Raw genomic sequence first — 23,524 nt, forward strand, 5'->3', positions numbered from 1 at the left:
AGACAGCGCCCGCCCCATGCGGCCCGTCCACCCCGTGCGCTTCGCCCGCTCCGTGCGCCCCGTGCCCGGCGTGCCCGCACCCCTCCGTCGCGAACGCCCGGTCGACGGCGCGCGGGAGTTCGTGGACGAGCAGCAGGTGCGCGAGCCGCCCCTGCGCCTTGCTCGCGAACGTGACGTCGGCGAGCGCGAGCCGTACGCCGTGCACCGCGTCGTCGCACAGCCGCCGGACGTCCGCGAGGTCCGCGCCGGTCGCGGCGATGGGGTTCCACGCGCCCGACTCCGCGTCGGCCGTCAGGTCCTCGACCGCGTCCAGCAGGTGCGCGAGGCGCCCGAAGAGCCGGCCCGCCTCCTCCAGCGGCTCCCGGTTCTCCGGCCGTCCGGCCAGTACGGCGGTGTGGCCGAAGGCGGCGGCGGTGGCGGTCTCCGTCGGCTCGGTGAGCGAGGTCAGCGGGGTGCCGGGCCCGGCCAGCGCCTCCAGACCGGTCTGCCGCTCGACGGCGTCGACCAGCAGCGCCGTGTCGAAACCGAGGTCGGAGCCGGTGCGGGCGCCCGCCCGGTCCCAGGAGGCGGCGACCCTGCGGGCCGCCGCGGCCACCGGACGGCGCGCCATCGCCCCGTCCCCGTCGGCCGCGTGGTCCCGCAGCTTCGCGGAGGCGAGGACGAGCGAGACGGACGCGGCCAGCCGCGCGCCCTCGCCAGTGGCGACCGACGCCGTGCGCATCCCGCGCAACGGGCAGGGCCCCGCCTTCCGTCGCCACCCCGCGGCCTCCCCGGTCCGCGGGGACTGCGCTTCGACCAGGACGGATATCACCAATCCGTCATAGTTCGTAGCTATTCGGGCAAACTGCCCATGGTCTCCCCTCAAAGCCAGGCAGAGACCGCACAGATGAGCCATCCACTCCGTCCGCATCGCCTCCGAGAGCCGATGCCGACACGGCCTGATGATTCCGAACAATGACGCCCCCGTGTTGGTGCCGAGCAACTGGCGCATCCTAGCCATAGGCTCGGCACAGGCCGGTCACGGCCGAGCGGGGGGCTCGCTTCGGGGTTTCTGACGCACCGCCACCTGCTTTGCACCAGATGCGTCACGAAATCCTCGCTTGGCCCCTATCCACTTGGCACACCATCCGCATCATGGACGACCATAGAGGGGCGGGCGGAACACACCGCGTGTGAGAGGAGGCGTCCATGGGTTCGGTGCGTAAGGCGAGTGCCTGGCTTGGCCTCGTCGACGACAGCGATGACGAGCGCTACTACGACGACGAGTACGCCGAGGGGCCCGAGCCCGGTGACTCCTGGGTGACCAACCCGAGAGTCCGTGTCGCCGACGAGACGGCCCAGGAACAGGGCACCCGGATCGCCACGGTGACCCCCGACGGCTTCCGCGACGCCCGCGGGATCGGCGAGCTGTTCCGCGAGGGCGTCCCGGTGATCGTCAACCTCACCGCGATGGAACCGAGCGACGCCAAGCGGGTCGTGGACTTCGCGGCCGGTCTGACCTTCGGCCTCCGCGGCTCCATCGAGCGGGTCGCCAACCGGGTCTTCCTGCTCACCCCCGCCGACTACAAGGTGGTCAACGGGGAGCCGGTGGGCCGGGCCAACGGGGGCTTCTTCAACCAGAGCTGACGCCCCGGCCCGGGCCGGCGGCCCGACCGGAGCCGGTTCCCCCGGCCGAACGCGGCGGAACCCAGCCCAACGCGGCCGACGGCCGCGTGTCCTCACGCGTCGGACGAGCGCACCTCCGGCCCGCCCGGCGCCTGAGGACGAGCCAGGGACCCGCGAAAGAACCAGGGCCCCGCGAACGAGCCCGGAGCGCCCCCGGCCGACAGCCCCTCTCCTTCCCGGCGGCACCCCGCCCGCCCCTCACCGGAACGCGTCGAGCCCCGTCAACGCCTTCCCCAGCACCAGCTGGTGCATCTCCACCGTCCCCTCGTAGGTGAGCACCGACTCCAGGTTGGTCGCGTGCCGCATCACCGGGTACTCCAGCGAGATCCCGTTGGCCCCGAGGATCGTCCGGGCGGTACGGCAGATCTCGATCGCCTCCCGCACATTGTTGAGCTTCCCGAAACTCACCTGTTCCGGCCGCAGCCGCCCCGCGTCCATCCGCAGCCCCAGGTGGTGCGCGAGCAGCACGCCCTTGTGCAGTTCCACCGCCATGTCGGCCAGCTTGGCCTGGGTGAGCTGGAAACCGCCGATCGGCCGGCCGAACTGCTCCCGGGTCCGCGCGTAGTCCAGCGCCGCCTCGAAGCAGGCGCGGGCCGCGCCCATCGCGCCCCAGACGATCCCGTACCGGGCGTGCGTCAGACAGCCGAGCGGCCCGCGCAGCCCGACGGCCTCCGGGAGGACGGCGTCGGCGGGCAGCCGCACCCCGTCCAGGACCAGCTCGCTGGTGACCGAGGCGCGCAACGACCACTTGTGCTTGATCTCGGGGGCGGAGAAGCCGGGACGGTCGGTGGGGACGACGAAGCCGCGGATGCCCTCGTCGGTCCGCGCCCAGACGACGGCGACGCCGGCCACCGAGCCGTTGGTGATCCACATCTTGCGGCCGGTGAGCACCCAGTCGCCGCCGGCTTCGCGCTTGGCGTAGGTCCGCATGCCGGCGGGGTCGGAGCCGTGGTCGGGCTCGGTGAGCGCGAAGCAGCCGATCGTCTCGCCCGCGGCCATCGGCGGCAGCCAGCGCCGCTTCTGCTCCTCGGAGCCGAAGCGGTGGATGGCGTACATGGCGAGGGAGCCCTGCACGGAGACCAGGGAGCGCACGCCGGAGTCGGCCGCCTCCAGCTCCAGGCAGGCGAGCCCGTACTGCACGGCGCTCGCGCCGGCGCAGCCGTAGCCGGTGAGGGACATCCCGAGCGCGCCCAGGGAGCCCAGCTCGCGGGCGAGCTCGCGGATGCCGGGCAGTTCGCCGCGCTCGTACCACTCGGCGACGTGCGGCAGCACGCGGTCGGCGGCCCACTGCCGCATGGTGGCGCGGACGGCGCGGTCCTCGTCGGTCAGCAGGTCGTCGATGCCGAGCGGGTCGCGCGGGTCGAACGCGACGGGCTTGCCCGGCTTGTCGGACGGGTCGGGCGTGACAGACATGGCCCCTCCACCTGGGTGCGGTCCTCGGCTCGCCCCCGACGCTACGGGTCGGTAACCGCTCCGTCCAGAGCGGGATCTTGTGACCTCGCCGGACGGGCGCCCGGGCCCGTCGTCACTCCCCGTCCGCCGAGCGCGGCAGGCGCAGCGCGGCCACCGCCCCCGCGAGCAGGATCGCCGCGCTGACCTCCAGCGTGACGTGCAGCCCGTGGACGAACGCGTCCCGCGCCGCCGTCCGCAGCGCGGCGCCCGGGGGGCCGCCGAGCCGGTCGGCCACCTGGTACGCCTCGCCGAGCGAGTGGCCCGCCGAGGCACCGGCCGCGCTGGGCACCCCGGGGACGCCGGTCACCCCCGGCGCGTAGACGGCGTTCATGACGCTGCCGAGCAGGGCGATGCCCATGCCCGCGCCGAGCTGGTACGAGGTCTCGCCGATCGCCGCCGCGCCGCCGGCCGCGCCGGCCGGGGCCTCGCCGAGCATCGACTCGTACGCCCCGAACAGCGTGGTCTCCAGGCCCAGGCCGAGGACGACGAAGCAGCCGACGAGGAAGGCGGGCCGGTCCTCGCGGCCCATCGCGGTGAGCGCGAGGACCGCCACGGCCGTGAGCACGAAGCCGCCGGCGACCATGGCGCGTGGCCCGAAGCGGTGCAGGACGCGGGAGCCGGCCAGGCCGGCGGCCATCGCGGCGAGGGTCAGCGGCAGCAGCCGCAGTCCGGTCTGGAGCGGGGTGAGGCCGAGGACGAGCTGGAGGTACTGGGCGGCGACCAGCTCCAGGCCGACCAGCGCCAGCATGGCCAGCACGATGCAGCCGACGGACATGCCGAAGGCGGGCCGGGCGAACAGGTCCAGGTCCACCAGGGGGTGCTCGCGCCGCCGCTGCCGCCGGACGAAGAGGACGAGCAGGGCCACGCCGAGGGCGGCGGGCACCAGGGTGAGCAGGGACAGCGGCTCGGCGCCGCCGATCCGCTTCATCCCGAGGACCACGCCGAACAGGCCGAACGCGGCCATCAGCGCGCCGAGGACGTCCCACGGCCCGTTCCGGTCGCCCGTCGACTCGGGCAGCAGCCGGCGGCCGACCGGGAGGCTGACGGCCATCAGCGGCAGGTTGATGAGGAAGACCGAGCCCCACCAGAAGTGTTCGAGCAGGAACCCGCCCAGCAGCGGCCCGACCGCCGCGCCGACGGCGGCCACCGCGCTCCAGACGCCGATGGCCAGCGCCCGCTCCCGCCGGTCGGGGAAGACCTGCCGCAGGATGGACAGCGTCGCCGGCATGATCATCGCGCCGCCGACGCCGAGCAGCGCCCGGGCGGCGATCAGCACCTCCGGCCGGCCCGCGCACGCGGCGAGCAGCGAGGCGCAGCCGAACAGGGCGTAGCCGAGCAGCAGCACCCGCCGGCGGCCGACGCGGTCGCCGAGCGTGCCGAAGAGGATCAGCAGCGAGGCGCAGACGAGCGGGTAGACGTCGACGATCCAGAGCAGCTGGATGGGGCCGGGGCGCAGGTCCTCGGAGACGGCCGGGACGGCCACGTGCAGCACGGTGGCGTCCACGGCGACCAGCAGCAGACTGGCGCAGAGGACCACGAGCACGACCCAGCGGTTGGCACCGGCCCCGGGACCGGGCCCTCCGGTGCGCTGCCGCTGCCGGGGAACACCGGCGGTCCACCGGGGGCGGGCCGTCGTCGTTCCGGTCATTCACCCACCTCCGTGTCGGGCCCCGGCGGTCGTCGCGGACCCGAGGGGGACGGTGGGCCGCGGTGCCGGGGGACGAGTGAGACGACAGCGTACGCGAGTCCCGGCAGGTGAACGGCGGCAGCACCGGTGCCGGCACCGGCCCCGCACCGGCCCGGCGGCGCGGAAGGGCACGGGTACGGATGCTGGACAATTGGCCGGTGACCGAACTCACCCGCCCCTCCGGCCCCTCCGGTATACGCGTCGAACCGGCGGCCGCCCCCGGCCCGGCCGCCTCCGGCGCGCTCCGGCGCGCCGCGCCGGCCCTGCTGGCGTACGCGGCGGTCCGGGCGCTGGGGGTGGCGGTCCTCGCCCTGTGGGGGACGGCGACCGGCAAGGACGCGCACCACCTGCTCTCGGGGCGCTGGGACGCGGTCTGGTACTCCCGGATAGCGGAGGACGGCTACGGCTACACGCTGTCCCTGGCGGACGGGAAGGTCCACTCCGACCTGGCGTTCTTCCCGCTGCTGCCCTGGCTGGAGCGGGCGCTCTCCGGCGTTCTGCCGCTGTCGGCGGCGGACGCGGGGCTGGTGGTGAGCGCGGTCGCGTCGCTGGCGGCGGCCGCGGGGATCTTCGCGATCGGCGAGCGGCTGCACGGCCGCCGGGCCGGGGTCGCGCTGGTGGTGCTGTGGGCGGCGCTGCCGGTGGGCGTGGTGCAGTCGATGGCCTACTCGGAGTCGCTGTTCACGGCGCTGGCCGCCTGGTCGCTCTACGCGGTGCTGACCGGCCGCTGGCCGGCGGCCGGGGTGTGCGCGGCGCTGGCGGGGCTGACGCGTCCGGTGGGAGCGGCGGTGGTCGCGGCCGTGTGGGTGACGGCGGCGGTGGCCCTGCTCCGCCGGCACCGGCGGCCGGGCCCGCGGCCGGAGCCGGCGGAGCTCCGGCGGACGCTGTTCGGGGTGGCGCTCGCCCCGCTGGGCTGGCTCGCGTACGTCGTCTGGGTCGGCGTGCGGACCGGCGGCCCGGCCGGCTATCTGGACGTCCAGGGCGGCTGGGGCAACGGCTTCGACGGCGGGGTGGCGTTCGGCGCGTTCGTCGCCGGTCGGTTCACCGGCGCGGCCTGGCCGGCCGGCCTGGGCCTGCTGGCGGGCGTGGTGCTGGTGGTGTGGCTGTACGTGGCCGGGGCGCGGCGCGGGCAGCCGCTGCCGCTGCTGGTCTACTCGGGGACGGTGCTGCTCCTGGCGCTGACCGCGAAGGGGTACTTCGGCTCCAAGCCCCGGCTGATGCTGCCGGCCTTCCCGCTGCTGCTGCCGCTCGCGACGGCCCTGGCCCGGGCGCGTCCGGCCAGGGCGGCGGCGACGGCGGGCGCGCTGGCGCTGGCGGCGGCCTGTTACGGGGCGTTCTGGCTGAACGGCTCCGGGCCGCCCTGACCGTTTTTCATGATCATTACCGTGGGTTCCCGGAACCGCCGCCCGATCATCCGACCGGACTCTCCCGGCCCGCCCGGCGGATCACCCGGAAATGCGCGCGGGAAACTCCCGCCGCCCACCGATAAACATCCGCACACACATAATTAAAGGATGTCCCGCGCCCTCGGCAGCCACCTGGCGGGCCTTCTTTAAGTGTTTCTTATTTCCCGTACCGAGGTTCCGGATCCCCCGCATCAAACGCGCCGAAAGTCGTGTTTGAGACGCATTCCACATCACATCGTCATCACAAAGCGGCGAGATCGGCCGGACCCTCCCATCACGCAATGTAACGTCGATTGAGTGCGTACCCATGACGAGCTCGTCCCAGCGGAGGAGCGCCCGACCGAGCCCCCGCGCCCGCGGATGACCAGGACCCGCCTGGGCATCTTCGTGGCGACCTCCGTGGTCTACGCGGCGATCGTGGTCGGGGTGCTCACCACGTCCTGGCCGGTGCGTTTCGACTGGCAGATCATGCTCTTCCGGCCGTACAAGCAGTGGCCGGAGATCCACACGTTCCTCGACTACTTCGTGGTCCTGGGCCAGCGCGGCCCGACCGCCGTCGCCGTGGCCGCCTGGCTGGGCTGGTGCTGCCACCGCCGCGGGACGCTGCGCCCGCTGCTGGTGCTGGGCACCGCGCTGCTGCTGCTCAACGCGACCGTGGGCGCGGCGAAGATAGGGATGGGGCGGCTCGGGCCGCACTACGCCACCGCGATCGGCTCGAACGAGATGTTCGCCGGCGGCGACATATTCCCCTCGGGCCACACCGCCAACGCGGTGGTCACCTGGGGTGTGCTCGCCTACCTGGCCACCACGCCCCGGGCCCGCAGGGTCGCCTCCGTCTCCGCCGCCCTGCTGGCGCTGGGCGTCGGCATGACGACGGTCTACCTCGGTACGCACTGGATGAGCGACGTGACCCTCGGCTGGACCGCCGGCCTGCTGGTCCTGCTGGCCCTGCCCTGGTTCGAGCCGCTGATGGCCCGCACCGAGGCCGGGCTGCTGGCCGCCTGGGCCCGGCTGCGCGAGCACGGCGCGGCCCTCGCGCCGGCCGCCGCGGCGGCGCCGGTCGGGCTGTGGGCGCCCCGTCCGCCCGCCGACGACACCCTGCCCGTCCGCGAACCGGCCGGCGCGGGCCTGGCCGGCCGGACGGAGAGCCGTCCCCGCGCCGCCGCCCGGCCGCACACCGCGCGCTCGGAACGGACGCCGGTCACCCCCACCGGCAGCCGCCGGCCGCCGCACGCCGACCGCGCGCCGCGCACCCCGCCGCTGCCGGCCACCGGCCGCGGCCGTACCGTCGGCTGAGCCGCCGGTCACGCACCGACGCCGAAGGGCCGCCCCGGAGTTCCGGGGCGGCCCTTCGCGCGTACGGCGACGCGGTACGCGGGGGGCGAGCGAGTACGGAAGGCCGCCCCCGGGCGGGAACCGGCCCGGTCACCCCTTCCAGCAGCGCCGTACGACCCCGTCCGCCACTTCCAGATTCAGCCGCCCCACCACGTACTCCAGCGTGATCACCGCGCCGGGCGGCAGGGTGCGGACGGTCGTCCAGCCCCGCGCCCGCGCCCGGGCCGCGGCCCGCTCGGCGTCGAGGCCGGCGTAGGCGTCGAGGTCGTCGTCGGGGTCCTGGGGGAAGTTCGGCAGCGGCACCATGCGGCCACCGTAGCCCGCCCAACCGACCGCCGGTCCGCCTGCCCCTCCCCCACCGCCGGGCGGCCCCACGGGTCACACTTCTGTCACAGAAATCCGGGACGGTGTTTACGGCGCCGCACATCACCCCCGAGGGTTCTTTCCCGGCGCCCGCGCCGTCCCCGACGGGTGGACGGGAAACCGCATCGGAATTCACCCCTCCCTCCCCACCGCTTCCGCATTCCCCCGGGTAACCCACTCCCCCGGCCCCCGGCAATGGAATTCACCGCCGCTTGCGGACGCAACGCCTTCCCGCGCCGCCGCGTTCCGCCGAATTCTGCGGAATATTAAATTCCGCTCGACTGCCCGCCCGGCTGCCCGCCGGCTCGTCCGGCCGCCCGCCGGCCGCCCGCGCGGACCGGCGCGGCACCCTCGCGCGGCCCCGCCCCGGCGAGCATCATGACGGGTGCCCCGGGGCAGGGGGACCCGGGGACGGACCGTACGAGCCGGAGCCGGCGAGCGCGCCGGGAGCGAGGGGGCACGGATGGAGAGCGGCACCGCGCAAGGCACGGAGGGACCGGCCGGGGAACCGGCCGGCGATCGGGAACGGCCGGACGCGAGCGGCCGGCGGCCCGGAGCGGTCGTGGTGGACTGGCTGACCACCACCGACCACAAGAAGATCGGCAGCCTCTACCTCATCACCTCGTTCGGCTTCTTCCTCGCCGCCGGGGTGCTGGCCCTGGTGATGCGCGCCGAACTGGCCCGCCCCGGCCTCCAGATCCTCAGCAACGAGCAGTACAACGAGGCGTTCACCGCCCACGGCACGATCATGCTGCTGCTGTTCGCCACCCCGGCCTTCGCCGGCTTCGCCAACGCGATCATGCCGCTCCAGATCGGCGCCCCCGACGTGGCCTTCCCCCGGCTCAACATGTTCGCCTACTGGCTCTATCTCTTCGGCGGCCTGATCGTGGTGAGCAGTCTGCTGACGCCCGAGGGCGGCGCCTCCTTCGGCTGGACCGCCTACGCCCCGCTGAGCGGCGGCGAGCACTCCCCCGGCGTCGGCGCCGACCTGTGGATCATGGGGCTCGCGCTCTCCGGCTTCGGCACCATCCTCGGCGCCGTGAACTTCCTGACGACGATCATCTGTATGCGGGCCCCCGGGATGACCATGTTCCGGATGCCGGTCTTCACCTGGAACACGCTGTTCACATCGATCCTGATCCTGCTGGCCTTCCCGGTGCTCGCCGCCGCGCTGCTCTGCCTGGAGGCCGACCGGCGCTTCGGCGCGGTGGTCTTCGACGCGGCCAACGGCGGCTCGCTGCTCTGGCAGCACCTCTTCTGGTTCTTCGGCCATCCCGAGGTCTACATCATCGCCCTGCCGTTCTTCGGCATCATCACCGAGATCATCCCGGTGTTCTCCCGGAAGCCGATCTTCGGCTACACCATGCTGATCGGCGCCACCATGGCGATCACGGCCCTGTCGGTGGTGGTCTGGGCGCACCACATGTTCGCCACCGGCGCGGTGCTGCTGCCCTTCTTCTCCCTGCTGTCGTTCCTGATCGCGGTGCCGACCGGGGTGAAGTTCTTCAACTGGATCGGCACGATGTGGCAGGGCTCGCTGTCCTTCGAGTCGCCGATGCTGTGGTCGGTCGGCTTCCTGGTCAGCTTCCTCTTCGGCGGCCTCACCGGCGTCATCCTCGCCTCGCCGCCGCTGGACTTCCACGTCACCGACACCTACTTCGTGGTGGCGCACTTCCACTACGTGGTGTTCGGGACGGTGGTGTTCGCGATGTTCGCCGGCTTCTACTTCTGGTGGCCGAAGTTCACCGGCAAGATGCTCGACGAACGGCTGGCGAAGGTCCATTTCTGGACCCTCTTCGCCGGGTTCCACGGCACCTTCCTCGTCCAGCACTGGCTGGGCACGGAGGGCATGCCCCGCCGCTACTCCGACTACCTGGCCGCCGACGGGTTCACCGCGCTCAACACCGTCTCCACCATCGGCTCGTTCCTGCTCGGCCTGTCGACGCTGCCGTTCCTCTACAACCTCTGGAAGACGGCGCGGTACGGCCGCCGCGTCGAGGCGGAGGACCCCTGGGGCTACGGCCGCTCGCTGGAGTGGGCGACCTCCTGCCCGCCGCCCCGCCACAACTTCGTCACGCTGCCCCGGATCCGCTCCGAGTCGCCCGCCTTCGACCTCCACCACCCGGAGACCGCCGCCCGGCAGGAGCCGCAGGTGGCCCGGGACCCGGCCGGCTGATCCCGGCCGGATGACCCGGCCGGGGCCCGTACGGCGAACGGGCGGTCAGGAGACCGGCGGCCGTTCGTCGACGCGGATCGCGAGGTCGTTGTCGGCCGTGTAGTACGGGCCGGCCTGCGCGGGCGCGTACGGGGCGTCCACCGGCTGGGCCGGGTAGACGAAGATCTGCTTCTTGTCCGCGACGTCGTCCAGCAGCCGGGCGACGCGGGCCTCCCCGGACCCGTCGGTGCGCCGCAGCCACAGGTCCCAGGCGTCCGGACCGCCCTCCCAGCGCTCGCACAGCTCCTGGTGGGCGACGGTGAACGAGAAGCCGTGGCCCGCCGTCTCCAGCGGCACCACGCACACCTGCTCCGGATCCCGGCGGCAGCGGGCCTCGGCCACCGCCCCGGCCAGCCACTCCGCCGGGTCCTCGACGCGGTGCAGGGTGCCGTGGACGGTGACGCCCTTGGCGTCCAGCCCGAGGTCGCCCGCCTCCGCGTGCGGGGCGCGCTGCCAGCTGCGCAGCGAGAGGTTGCCGTGCTTGGTGGCGTAGGGGATGCGCACGGCCAGCGGCGAGGTGCTGGGGCCGGGCCGGCGGTCGACCAGCGAGCGCAGGTCGGCCAGGCCGGGCAGCAGCCGCCGGAGCTCGGTCTCGCCGACGTCCACGTGGACGTCCCAGCGGCCCTCCGGCAGCGGGACGGTGCTGGGCAGCACGGCGCGGAGCCGGCCGTCGCCGTTGGGGGTGAGCGGCAGGCGGACCTCATCGTCGGCGTTCTCGACGGCGTCGCCGCCCCGGCGGAGCAGCACCAGCGCCGCCGACCAGTGGCCGGAGGCGTCGGCCCCCTCGGGGGCGTCGAGGTCGAAGGTGAGTCCGCCCGCGGAATCCGCGATGCAGTCGGCGCGCGGCGCGGCAGACACGATGGTGAACTCCTCGGGTACGGGCGAGCCCGCGTTCGCGGGCCCGGCGGGGGTCGGGACGGTCATGCGGCACGCACCCGGCGCAGGGCGGGGCGGACGGCGTCCTTGGTCCGCAGGGCGCCGCTGAGCAGGGCGCCGCGGGTGCGGTGCAGGGAGCCGCGCAGCGCGCCGCGGCCGGTGACCTCGGCGAAGAGCCGCTCGTACCGGCCGGCGATCTCGGCGGGGTCGAAGCGGGCCGAGTTCTCCAGGGCGGCCCGGCCCATCCGGCGGCGCAGCTCGTCGTCGTTGATGAGCTTCAGCAGCCCGGCGGCGATGGCGTCGGTCTTGCCGACCGGCACCAGCAGGCCGTCGACACCGTTGTCGATGATCTCGCCGGGGCCGTGCGGACAGTCCGTGGAGACCACGGGCAGGCCGCAGCGCATCGCCTCGACGATGGTCATGCCGAAGGACTCCAGGCTGGAGGTGACGGCGCCGATGGAGCCCTTCACCCACTCCGGGTCCAGCGGGTTGGCGGGGCCCATGAGGAAGACGTGGTTGTAGAGGCCGAGCTTGTCGATGAGGGCGCGCAGCTTGGCCTTCTCCGCCCCGCCGCCGTAGATCCGCAGCCGCCAGTCAGGGCGCTCGGCGACGACCTTGCCGAACGCCTTGATCAGTACGTCGTACCGCTTGGCGGGCGCGAGCCGGCCGGCTGCCACGACCCACTTGCCGGTGGAGTCGGCGGGAGCGACGACCGGGGCGGGGATGCTGTTGGGCACGGCCTCGACGCGGACGCCGGGCAGCCGCATCAGCTTCCGGTACGTGGCGGCGTCCGCCTCGGTGACCGTCGTCACCGCGTCCAGCCGCGGGTAGTGGGTGCGCAGCGTCAGCTTCAGCGGCGCCGAGTGGGTGCTCAGCGTCAGGTGCTCCTGTCCGACGCGGGCGATGCCGCGCCGGGCCTGCTGGGCGATGTGCACGTTCAGGCCTGGGCGGGTGCCGACGACCACGTCGCAGTCCAGGGTGCGCAGGTGGTCGGCGATGCGCCGGTCCGTGAGGGCGCTGTACTGCTTGTAGCGGCCCTCGGTGGACGGGAACACGGTGGCCGGACGCTCGTACTCCGGGTCGTTCCCCTCGTAGCCGGGGCTGTCCTTCCGCAGATCCACGAGGTGGCGCAGCCGCACCTTGCCGGACGGCGCGAAGACGGGCTCGTCGCGATGGCGGAACACCGAGACGATCTCCACGTCGTGCTGCTCGGCGAGCGTCCCCGCCAGGTTGAACGTGGTGCGGATCGTGCCGCCGATGCCGTAGGCATTGTGAATCAGGAATGAGATGTGCATTCGTCCCCGCAGCCGGTGTGCGCGCCTGATGGCCACGCCTCCTGAAGATTAGACCGTACAGACGATCAGGAGGTTGGCCCCGATCATCAACTCGGTCTCGGAAAGACGAGCATTCCATGACGCGACCGCGCGTTTTCGGCCACGGTCCCGGATGCCGTGAAGCGCCCCGGGCACAGGGCGTGACCCCGGCCGCGCGTCGTCCGTTGTCTTCGTGACGCACCGGGAACCGCCCGGCGCGCGCGCAACCGCACCGGAAGTCCGAGGAGCCCCCCGTGCCTCGCATGCTCGACGTCAGCGACGAAGTACGCGCCGAGATCGGCGACGAAGAAGCGGACCGCCTGCTCGGGGGCGACAACGCCCCGGGCACGTACGACTGCACCTCCTGCCGCACGCCCGGCGACAGCGAGCGGGAGCGCACCAGCACCGTGCTCTTCGTCGGGGAGGAGACGGCCGTCCTCGCCTTCGCCCACGCCGCCTGCATCCCCTCGCAGGTGGTGCCGGTCTCCGAGGAGCAGCTCCAGGGCGCCGTCCGCTCCATCACCGGCGGCGACGCCGGACAGCCGGGCGGCGAGCAGGCCCCCGGCGACCTTCCGCTCCAGGCCGAGCTGGGCGTCACCAGCGGCCTGCTGCTGATCAACGGCGAGGTGCAGCCCTCGCTCGTGGTGGAGCCGCTGGTGCCGATCGCCCGGCCGGGCACCAACGGCCCGGTGGACGTCTTCCTTGAGCTCCTCAACGAGCAGGGCTTCGCGCCCGTCACCGCCATCGACCAGCTCCCCGACCTCACCCCCGGCTGGTCGGTGCTGCTGGTGACCGGCAAGCTGCATGCCGTCCTCCAGCCCAACGCCAACGGGGGGCAGCCCATCGCCTGGTGGCAGGCGCACCAGCCGATGCAGGTGGCCGACGAGTGGCGGTCGGCGGTCAACAAGACCGGCCGGGTGCTGGTGTACGCGGCGCCGGTCGGCACCATCGGCCAGCAGCCGCGCGAGGACCTGCTGCGCGAGGCGCTCGACCGCGCGGCCGCCTCGGGCCGGCTGGTCGGAGCGGCGATGCCGCTCGCGGGCACATGACCGGCGGGTGCGCGACCGGCCGGGGTCCGGCCGCCGGGTGGACGGCCGGCGGGCGGATCATCGACGGCGCGCGCCCCGCCGTGCACCCGGCGCACCCCCGTTTCCCCCGATTTCCGCGTAACCCGTCGCGGTCCGCCCCGCATCCGATGGGGTCCGGGGTCGTTGGCAGGGATGTGTACTCTTACGAACCCGCATCCCGGACCTCGTACCAGAACTACATCCCCGGCATGCGCCCACCCCGCGAAGCCGACCGCGGCCGTACGGAGTCGGTGACCCCGATCTACGACGCTCTCTGCTCCGAGTACCGCCGGGCCTTCCGCACGCTCCCGGGTGACCGGGCGGGCGAGGAGGATCTGGCCTTCAAGGGCTTCGGCCCCCAGCCGCAGCCGTACGGCGGCGGCACCGGCCAGGGCTACTACGGCCGGCTCACCGGGCACGCCCCCTACCCCGGCCAGTCCGGCTGGGGGGACGGCTGGGACGGCTACCCCGCCCAGGGCCGGGGCCGCGGCGGCCTGCCGGCCCTCCCGCCGGGCAACCGGGACGGACGGCCGCGGGGGTACTGAGCACCCCGTAGGAAGGCGGGTCCGACGGCCCCGCCCCCGGGCGACCGGGGCGCAGGCCGTCGTCAGGGCCTCGCCACCCCGGAGCCGGGCGCTCCACAGGTCGGCGCTTCCGACCGCTGCCTCCAGGGGCACTGCCCGTACCCCGGCCGCCGCCATACCTCTGACGGCAGCGCTTCTCCCGCACCGGCGGCGCTTACGGTCACCCGGCCGAGCGACCGCCGCCGTACTTCTCAGGGCCGCGCTTCTCCCGCGCCCGCACCGGCTGCGGCATCCGGGGGCAGCCCCCGGACCCCCAGCCGGACTCCCCCGGCCGACCGCCGCCTTACTTCTTGCGGCCGCGCTTCTCCCGCACCCGCACGGAGATGTGGATCGGCGTGCCCTCGAAGCCGAACTCCTCCCGCAGGCGGCGCTCGACGAAGCGCCGGTAGCCCGCCTCCAGGAAGCCGGAGGCGAAGAGAACGAACCGCGGCGGGCGGGTGCCCGCCTGGGTGCCGAAGAGGATGCGCGGCTGCTTGCCGCCCCGGATCGGGTGCGGGTGGGCCGCGACGAGCTCGCCGAGGAAGGCGTTGAGACGGCCGGTGGGCACCCGGGTCTCCCAGCCGGCCAGCGCGGTCTCCATGGCCGGGACCAGCTTCTCCATGTGGCGGCCGGTCTTGGCGGAGACGTTCACCCGCGGCGCCCAGCCGATCTGGCCGAGCTCCGTCTCGATCTCGCGCTCCAGGTAGAAGCGGCGCTCCTCGTCGAGGGTGTCCCACTTGTTGATCGCGAGCACCAGCGCACGCCCGGCCTCCACGGCCATGGTGACGATCCGCTGGTCCTGGACGCTGATGGACTCGCTCGCGTCGATGAGGACGACGGCCAGCTCGGCCTTCTCCACGGCGGCGGCGGTCCGCAGCGAGGCGTAGTAGTCGGCGCCCTCCTGGAGGTGCACACGGCGCCGGATGCCGGCGGTGTCCACGAACTTCCAGGTCTTCCCGCCGAGCTCGATCATCTCGTCGACCGGGTCACGGGTGGTGCCGGCCAGCTCGTTGACGACCACGCGCTCCTCGCCCGCGACGCGGTTGAGCAGCGAGGACTTGCCGACGTTCGGGCGGCCGATGAGCGCGATGCGGCGCGGGCCGCCGACGGTGGTGCCGAAGGTCTGGGCGGGGGCCTCGGGCAGCGCCTCCAGGACGGCGTCCAGCATGTCGCCGGTGCCGCGGCCGTGCAGCGCCGAGACGGGGTGCGGCTCGCCCAGGCCCAGCGACCACAGGGCGGCGGCGTCGGCCTCGGCGGAGGGGCCGTCGACCTTGTTGGCGCAGAGCACGACGGGCTTGCCGGCCCGGCGGAGCAGCTTGACGACGGCCTCGTCGGTGTCGGTGGCGCCGACGGAGGAGTCGACGACGAAGACGACCGCGTCGGCGGCCTCGATCGCGAACTCGGCCTGGGCGGCGACGGACGCGTCGATGCCGAGGACGTCCTGCTCCCAGCCGCCGGTGTCGACGACCTTGAAGCGGCGCCCGGCCCATTCGGCCTCGTAGGTGACGCGGTCGCGGGTGACGCCCGGGCGGTCCTCGACGACGGCCTCGCGGCGGCCGATGATGCGGTTCACCAGGGTCGACTTGCCGACGTTCGGGCGGCCGACGACGGCGAGGACGGGCAGCGGGCCGTGGCCGGCGGCGGCGAGCTCGCTCTCGATCTCGTCGGCCTCGAAGCCCTCCTGAGCGGCGAGCTCCATGAACTCCGCGTACTCGGCGTCGCCAAGCTCACCGTGCTCGGCGCCGGTGTGGATCTGGTCGTTCATGGAGTCCGTTCCTCGTTCTTCTTCGTCGTCGGCGGCCCTTGGGGGGTCCGCTACTCAGTGTGGGTCAGCGGCCGGTGAAGCGCTTGGCGTCCGCCAGGTGCGCGCTCAGCCGCCGCTGGATGCGTACGGTCGCCTCGTCCAGCGCCGTCCGCGTGCGCCGCCCGCTGCCGTCCCCGGCCTCGAAGGCGTCGCCGAAGACGACGTCGACACGGGTGCGCAGCGGCGGCAGGCCCGGGACCAGGCGGCTCCTGCGCTCGGCGCTGCCGAGGACCGCCACCGGGACGACGGGCGCGCCGGAGCGCACCGCGAAGTACGCCAGGCCGGCCCGCAGCGAGGCGAAGTCGCCCTCGCCCCGGGTGCCCTCGGGGAAGATCCCCAGCACCCCGCCGGCCGCCAGGACGTCCAGCGCGCCGGTGATCGCGGTCCGGTCGGCGCCGGAGCGGTCGACCTTCAGCTGGCCGATGCCGCGCAGGAACGGGTCCAGCGGGCCGACGAAGGCTTCCTTCTTGATCAGGAAGTGCACCGGCCGGGGAGCGGTGCCCATCAGCATCGGGCCGTCGAGGTTGTGGGAGTGGTTGACGGCCATGATGACCGGCCCCGCCGCGGGCACCCGCCAGGCGCCCAGCACGCGGGGCTTCCACAGCCCGTTCATCAGGCCGATGCCGATCCGTCTCCCGACGGCCGCACCGGCGGCGGAGGCGGTCACGCGGAACGCGCCTCCGTGGACCGCTTCTCCTCGTTCTCGTTCGCGCTCCGCCTCGACTCCACCAGGGTCACCACGCACTCGATCACCTGGTCGAGGGTGAGCTCGGTGGTGTCCACCTCGACCGCGTCCCCGGCCTTGGCCAGCGGCGACGTCTTACGGCCGGAGTCGGCGGCGTCCCGCTTGACCAGGGCGGCCTGGGTGGTGGCCAGGTCAGCGGCGTCCTTGCCCTTCAGCTCACCGGCGCGGCGGGCCGCGCGGGCCTCCGGCGAGGCGGTGAGGAAGATCTTCAGGTCGGCGTCCGGGAGGACGGTGGTGCCGATGTCCCGGCCCTCGACGACGATGCCCTGCGGCGCGGCGGCGGCCATGGAGCGCTGGAGCTCGGTGAGCCGCGTCCGCACCTCGGGGACCGCGCTGACGGCGCTGACCGCCGCGGTGACCTCCTGGGTGCGGATCGGCTGGGCGGCGTCCAGGCCGTCGACCGTGATCGTCGGCGCGGAGGGGTCGGTGCCGGAGACGAGGTCGGGCTTGCCCGCGGCGGCGGCCACGGCCGCGGCGTCGTTCACGTCGACGCCGTTGCTCAGCATCCACCAGGTGATCGCCCGGTACTGGGCGCCGGTGTCCAGGTAGCGGAGGCCGAGCTTGGCGGCGACGGCCTTCGAGGTGCTGGACTTGCCCGTGCCGGAGGGGCCGTCGATGGCGACGATGACTGCTGCCGGTGCGGTCCGGGCGGCGGTTTCCACGGTGTCTGACACCTTCCTCGTGCACGGCGGCGGGTCGTCGCTGCCTGGCTGGGCCCGTTGGGGGCTCACCCAAGGTTACTGGCTCGCCGGACCGGCCCGTACAGCCGCGTTCCCCGGCCCCCTCCCTCGGCTACATGCGCAGCGACCAGCCGCGCTCACGCAGGGTCTCCGCGAGGGCGTCGGCGGCCCGCGGCTCCACCATCAGCTGGATCAGACCGCTCTGCCGCCCGGTGGCGTGCTCGATGCGGACGTCCTCGATGTTGACGCCGGCCCGGCCCGCGTCGGCGAAGATCCGCGCCAGCTCGCCCGGCTGGTCGCCGATGAGGACGGTCACCGTCTCGTACGCCGCCGGGGCGGAGCCGTGCTTGCCGGGGACGCGGGACCGGCCGGCGTTACCGCGCCGCAGCACGTCCTCCAGGCCCGCCGCCGCCTCCTCGCCGGCGGAGTCGTCCGCCGCGTCCAGGGCGCGCAGGGCCCGGACGGTCTCCTCCAGGTCGGCGGAGAGCGCGGCGAGGACGTCGGCGACCGGGCCGGGGTTGGCGGCGAGGATCTCCAGCCACATACGGGGGTCGGAGGCGGCGATCCGGGTCACATCCCTGATGCCCTGGCCGCAGAGGCGTACGGCCGTCTCGTCCGCCTCGGCGAGCCGGGCGGCGACCATGCTGGAGACCAGCTGCGGGGTGTGCGAGACGAGGGCGACGGCCCGGTCATGGGCGTCGGCGTCCATGACGACGGGGACGGCCCGGCAGTGGGCGATCAGTTCGAGGGCGATGTTGAGGACCTCGGTGTCGGTCTCCCGGGTGGGCGTCAGCACCCAGGGCCGGCCCTCGAACAGGTCGGCGGAGGCGGCCATCGGGCCCGAGCGCTCCCGGCCGGCCATGGGGTGGGTGCCCAGGTAGTCGGTGAGGTCGCAGCCGAGCGCCTCCAGCTCCCGGCGGGGGCCGCCCTTGACGCTGGCGACGTCAAGGTAGGCGCGGCCCCGGCCGGCCTTGATCGCGTCCGCGAGGGTGGCGGCGACGTGCGCGGGCGGCACGGCGACGATCACCAGGTCGCAGCGGCCCTCGGGCTCCTGGTCGGTGCCGGCGCCGCGGGCGGCGGCCGTGCTCGCCCGGTCCGGGTCGTGGTCGCTGAGGTGGACCCGGACCCCCCGGCCCGCCAGGGCGAGCGCGGCGGAGGTGCCGATCAGTCCGGTGCCGATGACGAGGGCGGTTCTCACTGGCGGGTCCTTGGGCAGGGCCGCGGCGGAGCCCGGTGCGCTCGGGCGGTCCGGCCGCGGCGGGACGGGCGGTCACGACGGGCACGGGGGTCCGGCCCGGTGTCGTCCGCCCGGGGCGCGCGCCCCGGCGGCCTCCGTCCGGCCCCCGCGGCCCAGCCTAGGGCGTCGGGCGCCGGGCCGGGCGCGGGGCCGCCGGGCGGGACCCGCGCGGAGCGGTCCGCCGGGACGGAGGCGGCCCCTTCGGGTAGAAGGGGGGCATGATCTTTCACGTGGTGCCCCTGGACGACTGGCTGTCCGTGCCCGACCGCCCCTACGCCCCCGCCTCCCTCGACGAGGACGGCTTCGTGCACTGCTCCCCCGACGAGGAGACGACGCTCGCCGTGGCCTCCGCGTTCTACCGGGACGTCAAGGGGCCGCTGATGGCGCTGCTGATCGACGAGCACAAGCTGGGCGTCCTGGTCCGCTGGGAGGCGGCCGACCCGGCCCCGCCGCCCGGCGTCGCGCCGGGAACGCTGTTCCCGCACGTCTACGGGCGGATCAACCGGGACGCGGTCGAGGGGATGATGGAGATCCAGCGGGACGAGGACGGGCGGGCGGTGGGCCTGGCGGTGTGGTCGTGAGGCCCGGGGCGCCGGCGAAACCCGTGTGACGCGCCGTCCCCCCGGCGGTCACAATGCGCACCATGCACGCCCTGGTGACCGACCACACGATCTACTCCTGCGTCATGGGCTCGCGCGCGTTCGGGCTGGCGACGGAGGCGAGCGACACCGACCGGCGCGGGGTGTACGCGGCGCCCGCCGCGCTGTTCTGGGGCTTCGACAAGCCGCCGGCGCACATCGAGGGGCCCGCGGAGGAGCAGTTCTCCTGGGAGCTTGAACGCTTCTGCGAGCTGGCCCTGCGGGCCAACCCCACCGCCCTCGAATGCCTGCACTCCCCGCTCGTCGAATACGCCGACGAGCGGGGCCGCGAGCTGCTCGCCCTGCGCGGGGCCTTCCTCTCCCGGCTGGCGCACCGGACGTTCACCGGCTACGCGGACGCGCAGCGGGCGAAGTCCGACGCCTCCGTCCGGCGGACGGGCGCCCCGAACTGGAAGCAGGTCATGCACCTGATGCGGCTCCTGGCGAGCGCCCGCGACCTGCTGCGCACCGGCGTCCTCGACATCGGCGTCGGCGACCGCCGCGCGGAGCTGCTGGCCGTCCGGCGCGGCGAGCTGCCCTGGCCGGAGGCGGAGCGCCGGCTGGACCGGCTGCGGGAGGAACTGGAGGCGGCCGCGGACCGCACCCCGCTGCCGGCGGAGCCGGACCGGGCGCGGGTCGAGGACTTCCTGGTGCGGGTGCGGCGGGCTTCGGTGGCGGGGGCGGCGGCGGGCTGAGGGGTGCCGCTGCGGCCGGCGCGGCACCGGCCCGGCGTGACCTGGCCGGGCCGGGCGGATGCCCCCGCGGACGGGAAGCGTCGGGCGCCGGCACGGGCCGTCCCGCGCTCCCCGGCCCAGGCCCGTCCGGGTCCTACCCCGCCCCGCCGCGCGCCTGTACGACGAGGTCGTGCAGCGCCTCGTACGCCGCCGGCGCCACCGCCTCGGGCAGCCGGGACGCGGCCTGCGCCGCGTCCAGCTCGGCGTGCAGCGCCTCGACGTCCGCCGCGAGCCGCGCGGCGTCCACCAGATCGCCGGTCGGGCCGTGCTCGGCCTCCGCCTTCGCCGCGACGAGGTCGGGCAGGTAGCCGGGGGCGGCCGGCACCAGGTCCAGGAGGGTCGGCAGATGGGCGACGACCTCGCCGGCGCGCATCAGGTGGATGCCGGTGAGCAGCACTCGGAACGTGTAGAGCAGCGGCTTGAGCTCGCCCGTCCGCTCGAAGAACCGCCACTGCGTCCCGGCGAAGCCCCGGTAGTGGTGGGCGTGGTGACGGGTGAGGACGGCCGGGGCGAGGGCCGTCAGCTCGGCGTGGACGGCGGACGTCCGGACGACCAGCGGCGACAGCATCTGCTCCAGTACATAGCCGTTCCGGCGGAGCAGCAGCCTGGCGAACTTGCGCAGGTCGTGGGTGACGAGGTCCATCTCCACGCCGTCGCGGTCGCTCATGCGCGTGACGGTCTCCTCGCCCTCGCGCAGCCCGATGAGGTCCGCCACCGGCAGCAGGTGGACGCCGCGCAGGTCGACGTCGGAGTCGCGGGACGGGAAGCCGTAGAGGTGGGCGCCGGAGACGGTGGCGAAGATCAGGGGGTGGCCCGGCTCGGCGAGGACGGGCGAGAGGTCGGTGGTCGGGAGGCCGGCTGCGCACAGCACGGCCGGGTCGGTGTCAGACATCGGCCCAGGATTCCAGGGGGGCCGGCGCGGCGGTCCGGTGGGGCCGCCGTGCCGGGTCCCGTCCCGTGGCCCGGGTCGCGGGGTCTAGAGCTCGACCTCGCGCATCAGCATGCCCACCTCGGTGTTGGTGAGCCGCCGCAGCCAGCCGGACTTCTGGTCGCCCAGCGCGATCGGCCCGAACGAGGTGCGGACGAGCTTCTCGACCGGGAAGCCGGCCTCGGCCAGCATCCGGCGCACGATGTGCTTGCGGCCCTCGTGCAGGGTGACCTCGACCAGGTAGTTCTTGCCGGTCTGCTGGATGACCCGGAAGTCGTCGGCGCGCGCCCAGCCGTCCTCCAGCTCGATGCCGCTCTTCAGCCGCTTGCCGATGTCGCGCGGCAGCGGACCGGTGATGGCGGCCAGGTAGGTCTTCTGGACGCCGTAGCGGGGGTGGGTGAGGCGGTGGGCCAGCTCGCCGTGGTTGGTGAGCAGGATGATGCCCTCGGTCTCCGTGTCGAGGCGGCCGACGTGGAACAGCCGGGTCTCGCGGTTGGTGACGTAGTCGCCGAGGCACTGGCGGCCGTCCGGGTCCTCCATGGTGGAGACGACGCCGGCCGGCTTGTTGAGCGCGAAGAACAGGTACGACTGGGTGGCGACGGTGAGGCCGTCCACCTTGATCTCGTCCTTCTCGGGGTCGACGCGCAGCCCCTGCTCGGTGACGATCCGCCCGTTGACCTCGACGCGGGCCTGCTCGATCAGCTCCTCGCAGGCGCGGCGGGAGCCCATGCCGGCCCGGGCCAGCACCTTCTGCAGCCGCTCGCCCTCCTGCTCGCCGAACGTCTTCGGCAGCTTGACCTGCGGCTTGTTGTGCCGCTCCCGGTTGCGCTCCTCGATCTTGGCGTCGAGCTCGCGCGGGCGCGCCGGGGCCGTGCGCCGGTCGCTGCCGGCCGACGGGCTGCGGCGCGGGCCGCCCTTGGCGCCGCCGCGGGCCGAGGGGCCCCGGCCGGAGGACGGGCCGCGCCCTCCGCTGCGCTCGCCCTCGGGGCCGACGTCGTAACGGCGCTCCTCCGGGCGCGGGCGGCGCGGGCGCTGCTCCTGCCGCCGGTCGTCGCGCCGGCCGTCCTGCCGGTCGTCGCGACGCTCGTAGCGCCCGCCCTCGGAGCGGCCGGCGTCGTAGCGCCCGCCGCCGGAGCGACCGCCGCCCGCACGCCCGCCGCCGGAGGACGGGCGGGGGGACCCGCCGCTCCGGCCGCCGCCGCTCCGGCCGCCGCCGCCCCGGTTGTCCCGGTTGCCGCTTCCGCTGTTCCTGCCGCTGCTTCGCATCAAAGTTCCGTCTTGTCGTCCGCTTCGGTGTCCGGGGCGTCCGGATCGAACGACGGGACCCCCTCCTGGGAGTCGCCCTCGACCGCGTCCGCCTCCGGGAGGAACGGTGCGAGCTCGGGAAGCTCGTCCAGACCGCGCAGGCCCATCCGCTCCAGGAAATAGTTCGTCGTCCTGTACAGGATCGCACCTGTTTCGGGTTCCGTCCCCGTCTCCTCCACGAGGCCGCGCTGGAGGAGGGTGCGCATGACGCCGTCGCAGTTCACCCCGCGTACCGCGGAGACCCGCGAACGGCTGACCGGCTGACGGTACGCGACGACGGCCAGGGTCTCCAACGCGGCCTGCGTCAGCCGGGCCTGCTGGCCGTCCAGGACGAACGCCTCGACCGCGTCCGCGTAGGCGGGCCGGCTGAAGAACCGCCACCCGCCGCCGATCTCCCGCAGCTCGAAGCCGCGGCCCTGCGCGGTGTACTCGTCGGCCAGCGCGCGCAGCGCGGCGGCGATGTCGCGGCGGGGGCGTTCGAGGATCCGGGCGAGGTGCTCCTCGGTGACGGGCTCGTCGACGACCATGAGGACGGCTTCCAGGGCGGGCGCGAGGGGCAGCTCCGCCGCGGTGTCCGTCCCGGCGGGGGCCGCGTCCCCTTCCGTGCTGTTGCCGGCGCTCATTCCGCCACCTTCCCTGCTCGCTCTTCGTCCCGCTCGTCCTCGCCCGCCCCCGGCTCCCGGTCGAACTCGTCGGTCACCAGGGGCGTACCGTCCCCGTCCTCGCCCGTGCCGCCCGTCCAGCGGACGGTCAGCGTCCCCAGGGCCTCCTCCTGGTCGAGGGCGACCGCCCGCTCCCGGTAGAGCTCCAGGAGCGCCAGGAAGCGGGCGACGACGGTGAGGTCGTCCGCCGCGTCGGCGGTCAGCTCCCCGAAGGTGGCCTCGCCGGTCTCCCGCAGCCTGGCGATCACCACCTCCGCCTGTTCGCGGACGCTCACCAGCGGCGCGTGGATGTGGTCCACGTACACCTGCGGCGCCGGTTTCGGCTGCATCGCCTTCACCGCGAGCGCGGCGAACCGCTCCGCGCCGATCCCCAGCACGACCTCCGGCAGCAGCTCCGCGAACCGCGCCTCCAAGCCGACGGTACGCGGGTGCCGCCGCCCCTCGGTGGCCATCCGCTCGCCGAGGATCGCGGCGATCCGCTTGTACGCGCGGTACTGCAGCAGCCGGGCGAACAGCAGGTCACGGGCTTCCAGGAGGGCGAGGTCCGCCTCGTCCTCCACCTCGGCGGCGGGCAGCAGCCGGGCCGCCTTCAGGTCCAGCAGGGTGGACGCGACGACCAGGAACTCGGTCGTCTGGTCGAGGTCGAAGTCGGGCCCCATGGCGCGGAGGTGCGCCATGAACTCGTCGGTGACCTGGGAGAGGGCCACTTCGGTGACGTCGAGCTTGTGCTTGGCGATGAGCTGGAGGAGGAGGTCGAAGGGGCCTTCGAAGTTGTCGAGGTGCAGCGTGAAGCGGCTGCTGTCGAGGGCGGGCTCTTCCCCCACCCCGCCCCTCCCCGAACCCGCGGGC

22 protein-coding genes are annotated in these 23,524 nt (G+C 74.2%); 8 read left to right on the forward strand and 14 right to left on the reverse strand.

All coding sequences use genetic code 11. The features are described 5' to 3' along the window. On the reverse strand, window positions 1–955 hold a 955-nt coding region (locus ACSNOK_RS13380), incomplete at its 3' end, for a DUF5685 family protein (protein ID WP_436780866.1). 233 nt (window positions 956–1,188) lie between these two features. Here ACSNOK_RS13380 and ACSNOK_RS13385 point away from each other — a divergent pair. Beyond that, window positions 1,189–1,626: a cell division protein SepF gene (locus ACSNOK_RS13385; RefSeq protein WP_436780847.1), complete on the forward strand. Its 438-nt coding sequence runs from the start codon at window positions 1,189–1,191 to the stop codon at window positions 1,624–1,626. 237 nt (window positions 1,627–1,863) lie between these two features. On the opposite strand, the gene ACSNOK_RS13390 is transcribed toward ACSNOK_RS13385, so the two are convergent. Together ACSNOK_RS13390 and ACSNOK_RS13395 are read right to left on the reverse strand one after the other, a co-directional pair. Next, complete coding sequence (locus tag ACSNOK_RS13390; protein WP_436780848.1) at window positions 1,864–3,078, reverse strand: acyl-CoA dehydrogenase family protein; 1,215 nt, start codon at window positions 3,076–3,078, stop codon at window positions 1,864–1,866. A 112-nt stretch (window positions 3,079–3,190) separates the two neighbouring features. Further along, the gene (locus ACSNOK_RS13395; RefSeq protein ID WP_436780849.1) at window positions 3,191–4,765 is read right to left on the reverse strand and encodes an MFS transporter; all 1,575 of its coding nucleotides are present in this window, start codon (window positions 4,763–4,765) and stop codon (window positions 3,191–3,193) included. A 179-nt stretch (window positions 4,766–4,944) separates the two neighbouring features. Here ACSNOK_RS13395 and ACSNOK_RS13400 point away from each other — a divergent pair, with 179 nt between their 5' ends. Next, window positions 4,945–6,168 carry a glycosyltransferase family 39 protein gene (locus ACSNOK_RS13400; RefSeq protein ID WP_436780850.1) on the forward strand — a complete coding sequence of 408 codons (1,224 nt, stop codon included), beginning with the start codon at window positions 4,945–4,947 and terminating at the stop codon, window positions 6,166–6,168. 339 nt (window positions 6,169–6,507) lie between these two features. Continuing rightward, complete coding sequence (locus ACSNOK_RS13405; protein ID WP_436780851.1) at window positions 6,508–7,506, forward strand: phosphatase PAP2 family protein; 999 nt, start codon at window positions 6,508–6,510, stop codon at window positions 7,504–7,506. Window positions 7,507–7,635: 129 nt separating this feature from the next. On the opposite strand, the gene ACSNOK_RS13410 is transcribed toward ACSNOK_RS13405, so the two are convergent. Beyond that, window positions 7,636–7,851 (reverse strand): I78 family peptidase inhibitor, encoded by a 216-nt coding sequence (locus ACSNOK_RS13410; protein ID WP_436780852.1) that lies wholly within the window; start codon window positions 7,849–7,851, stop codon window positions 7,636–7,638. Window positions 7,852–8,371: 520 nt separating this feature from the next. On the opposite strand from ACSNOK_RS13410, the gene ctaD reads away from it, so the two are divergent. Further along, window positions 8,372–10,084 carry an aa3-type cytochrome oxidase subunit I gene (gene ctaD, locus ACSNOK_RS13415; protein ID WP_436780853.1) on the forward strand — a complete coding sequence of 571 codons (1,713 nt, stop codon included), beginning with the start codon at window positions 8,372–8,374 and terminating at the stop codon, window positions 10,082–10,084. A gap of 45 nt (window positions 10,085–10,129) precedes the next feature. On the opposite strand, the gene ACSNOK_RS13420 is transcribed toward ctaD, so the two are convergent. After that, window positions 10,130–11,047, reverse strand: a complete 918-nt coding sequence (locus ACSNOK_RS13420) for a hypothetical protein (protein ID WP_436780854.1) — start codon at window positions 11,045–11,047, stop codon at window positions 10,130–10,132. Beyond that, entirely contained in the window at window positions 11,044–12,294 is a 1,251-nt protein-coding gene (locus ACSNOK_RS13425) for a glycosyltransferase family 4 protein (protein ID WP_436780855.1), read from the reverse strand. The genes ACSNOK_RS13420 and ACSNOK_RS13425 overlap by 4 nt, the downstream gene beginning before the upstream one ends. A gap of 281 nt (window positions 12,295–12,575) precedes the next feature. Between ACSNOK_RS13425 and ACSNOK_RS13430 the strand changes: the two genes are divergently transcribed. Continuing rightward, a complete protein-coding gene (locus ACSNOK_RS13430) occupies window positions 12,576–13,361 on the forward strand; it encodes a hypothetical protein (protein WP_436780867.1) in 786 nt (261 codons plus the stop codon). 227 nt (window positions 13,362–13,588) lie between these two features. Further along, complete coding sequence (locus tag ACSNOK_RS13435; RefSeq protein ID WP_436780856.1) at window positions 13,589–13,924, forward strand: hypothetical protein; 336 nt, start codon at window positions 13,589–13,591, stop codon at window positions 13,922–13,924. A gap of 322 nt (window positions 13,925–14,246) precedes the next feature. On the opposite strand, the gene der is transcribed toward ACSNOK_RS13435, so the two are convergent. The 4 genes from der to ACSNOK_RS13455 all read right to left on the reverse strand — a co-directional run bounded on the left by der (window position 14,247) and on the right by ACSNOK_RS13455 (window position 18,369). Further along, window positions 14,247–15,707 carry a ribosome biogenesis GTPase Der gene (der, locus tag ACSNOK_RS13440; protein WP_436780857.1) on the reverse strand — a complete coding sequence of 487 codons (1,461 nt, stop codon included), beginning with the start codon at window positions 15,705–15,707 and terminating at the stop codon, window positions 14,247–14,249. Window positions 15,708–15,771: 64 nt separating this feature from the next. Continuing rightward, window positions 15,772–16,359 carry a lysophospholipid acyltransferase family protein gene (locus ACSNOK_RS13445; protein WP_436780868.1) on the reverse strand — a complete coding sequence of 196 codons (588 nt, stop codon included), beginning with the start codon at window positions 16,357–16,359 and terminating at the stop codon, window positions 15,772–15,774. Between the two features lie 50 nt (window positions 16,360–16,409). After that, complete coding sequence (cmk, locus tag ACSNOK_RS13450; RefSeq protein ID WP_436780858.1) at window positions 16,410–17,165, reverse strand: (d)CMP kinase; 756 nt, start codon at window positions 17,163–17,165, stop codon at window positions 16,410–16,412. Window positions 17,166–17,283: 118 nt separating this feature from the next. Further along, complete coding sequence (locus tag ACSNOK_RS13455; RefSeq protein ID WP_436780859.1) at window positions 17,284–18,369, reverse strand: prephenate dehydrogenase; 1,086 nt, start codon at window positions 18,367–18,369, stop codon at window positions 17,284–17,286. A 257-nt stretch (window positions 18,370–18,626) separates the two neighbouring features. Here ACSNOK_RS13455 and ACSNOK_RS13460 point away from each other — a divergent pair, with 257 nt between their 5' ends. Together ACSNOK_RS13460 and ACSNOK_RS13465 are read left to right on the forward strand one after the other, a co-directional pair. Continuing rightward, window positions 18,627–18,989 carry a DUF952 domain-containing protein gene (locus ACSNOK_RS13460; protein ID WP_436780860.1) on the forward strand — a complete coding sequence of 121 codons (363 nt, stop codon included), beginning with the start codon at window positions 18,627–18,629 and terminating at the stop codon, window positions 18,987–18,989. 53 nt (window positions 18,990–19,042) lie between these two features. Beyond that, window positions 19,043–19,741, forward strand: a complete 699-nt coding sequence (locus ACSNOK_RS13465) for a nucleotidyltransferase domain-containing protein (protein WP_436780861.1) — start codon at window positions 19,043–19,045, stop codon at window positions 19,739–19,741. Between the two features lie 133 nt (window positions 19,742–19,874). Here ACSNOK_RS13465 and ACSNOK_RS13470 read toward each other — a convergent pair whose 3' ends face one another. From ACSNOK_RS13470 to ACSNOK_RS13485, 4 genes are all read right to left on the reverse strand, one after another. Further along, window positions 19,875–20,672, reverse strand: coding sequence for a nucleotidyltransferase domain-containing protein (locus ACSNOK_RS13470; protein ID WP_436780862.1), 798 nt, complete (start codon window positions 20,670–20,672; stop codon window positions 19,875–19,877). 84 nt (window positions 20,673–20,756) lie between these two features. Continuing rightward, window positions 20,757–21,974, reverse strand: a complete 1,218-nt coding sequence (locus ACSNOK_RS13475; protein WP_436780863.1) for a pseudouridine synthase — start codon at window positions 21,972–21,974, stop codon at window positions 20,757–20,759. After that, on the reverse strand, window positions 21,974–22,636 hold the full coding sequence (scpB, locus tag ACSNOK_RS13480; RefSeq protein WP_436780864.1) for an SMC-Scp complex subunit ScpB: 663 nt from the start codon (window positions 22,634–22,636) through the stop codon (window positions 21,974–21,976). The genes ACSNOK_RS13475 and scpB overlap by 1 nt, the downstream gene beginning before the upstream one ends. Beyond that, window positions 22,633–23,524 (reverse strand): segregation and condensation protein A (locus ACSNOK_RS13485; protein WP_436780865.1); only part of this gene is annotated, 892 nt, incomplete at its 5' end. The genes scpB and ACSNOK_RS13485, both read right to left, overlap by 4 nt.

The sequence above is a fragment of the Streptomyces sp. URMC 126 genome, assembly GCF_051386555.1.
GTDB lineage: Bacteria > Actinomycetota > Actinomycetes > Streptomycetales > Streptomycetaceae > Streptomyces.

Excerpts from the sequence above, each read along its gene's own strand:
- ACSNOK_RS13470 (WP_436780862.1), bottom strand. The coding sequence starts at position 20,672 with ATGTCTGACACCGACCCGGCCGTGCTGTGCGCAGCCGGCCTCCCGACC.
- ACSNOK_RS13430 (WP_436780867.1), top strand. The coding sequence starts at position 12,576 with ATGCTCGACGTCAGCGACGAAGTACGCGCCGAGATCGGCGACGAAGAA.
- ACSNOK_RS13390 (WP_436780848.1), bottom strand. The coding sequence starts at position 3,078 with ATGTCTGTCACGCCCGACCCGTCCGACAAGCCGGGCAAGCCCGTCGCG.
- ACSNOK_RS13465 (WP_436780861.1), top strand. The coding sequence starts at position 19,043 with ATGCGCACCATGCACGCCCTGGTGACCGACCACACGATCTACTCCTGC.
- ACSNOK_RS13435 (WP_436780856.1), top strand. The coding sequence starts at position 13,589 with ATGCGCCCACCCCGCGAAGCCGACCGCGGCCGTACGGAGTCGGTGACC.
- ACSNOK_RS13410 (WP_436780852.1), bottom strand. The coding sequence starts at position 7,851 with ATGGTGCCGCTGCCGAACTTCCCCCAGGACCCCGACGACGACCTCGAC.
- ACSNOK_RS13385 (WP_436780847.1), top strand. The coding sequence starts at position 1,189 with ATGGGTTCGGTGCGTAAGGCGAGTGCCTGGCTTGGCCTCGTCGACGAC.
- ACSNOK_RS13395 (WP_436780849.1), bottom strand. The coding sequence starts at position 4,765 with ATGACCGGAACGACGACGGCCCGCCCCCGGTGGACCGCCGGTGTTCCC.
- ACSNOK_RS13420 (WP_436780854.1), bottom strand. The coding sequence starts at position 11,047 with ATGACCGTCCCGACCCCCGCCGGGCCCGCGAACGCGGGCTCGCCCGTA.
- der (WP_436780857.1), bottom strand. The coding sequence starts at position 15,707 with ATGAACGACCAGATCCACACCGGCGCCGAGCACGGTGAGCTTGGCGAC.
- ACSNOK_RS13400 (WP_436780850.1), top strand. The coding sequence starts at position 4,945 with ATGCTGGACAATTGGCCGGTGACCGAACTCACCCGCCCCTCCGGCCCC.
- ACSNOK_RS13445 (WP_436780868.1), bottom strand. The coding sequence starts at position 16,359 with ATGAACGGGCTGTGGAAGCCCCGCGTGCTGGGCGCCTGGCGGGTGCCC.
- ctaD (WP_436780853.1), top strand. The coding sequence starts at position 8,372 with ATGGAGAGCGGCACCGCGCAAGGCACGGAGGGACCGGCCGGGGAACCG.
- ACSNOK_RS13475 (WP_436780863.1), bottom strand. The coding sequence starts at position 21,974 with ATGCGAAGCAGCGGCAGGAACAGCGGAAGCGGCAACCGGGACAACCGG.
- ACSNOK_RS13425 (WP_436780855.1), bottom strand. The coding sequence starts at position 12,294 with ATGCACATCTCATTCCTGATTCACAATGCCTACGGCATCGGCGGCACG.
- scpB (WP_436780864.1), bottom strand. The coding sequence starts at position 22,636 with ATGAGCGCCGGCAACAGCACGGAAGGGGACGCGGCCCCCGCCGGGACG.
- ACSNOK_RS13460 (WP_436780860.1), top strand. The coding sequence starts at position 18,627 with ATGATCTTTCACGTGGTGCCCCTGGACGACTGGCTGTCCGTGCCCGAC.